General features: G+C 74.9%; 1 protein-coding gene. It reads left to right on the top strand.

The annotated features are described in order from the left end of the window. Positions 1–398, top strand: a 398-nt coding sequence (locus D7X99_RS42130) for an acyltransferase domain-containing protein (protein WP_121782600.1), incomplete at both ends; no start/stop codon positions are given.

Here is a 398-nt window from a genome sequence, read left to right as displayed (position 1 = left end):
CGAGGTGGAGCCGGAGTACCGCGACACGGTGGACCGGTGCGCGGCGCTCCTGCGGCCGCACCTGGGACTGGACCTGCGGGAGGTCCTCCACGCGGACTTGAGCGACGCGGCGCTGGCACGGCTGGAGCGCACGGAGCTGACCCAGCCGGCGCTCTTCGTCGTCGAGTACGCGCTGGCGCGGCTGCTCATGTCGCGGGGCGTGGAGCCCTCGGCGATGCTCGGCCACAGCGTGGGGGAGTGGGTGGCCGCGTGCCTCGCGGGCGTCTTCCCCCTGGAGGACGGGCTGCGGCTCATCGCCCTGCGCGGCAAGCTGATGCAGGCGCTGCCGCCGGGGAAGATGCTCTCGGTGCCCCTGCCGCGCGACGAGGTGCGCCGCCTGCTGAGCGAGCGGCTGTCGC

This window comes from Corallococcus sp. AB032C (assembly GCF_003668935.1).
Lineage (GTDB): Bacteria > Myxococcota > Myxococcia > Myxococcales > Myxococcaceae > Corallococcus > Corallococcus exiguus.
This window is presented reverse-complemented; position numbering and strand designations above follow the sequence as displayed.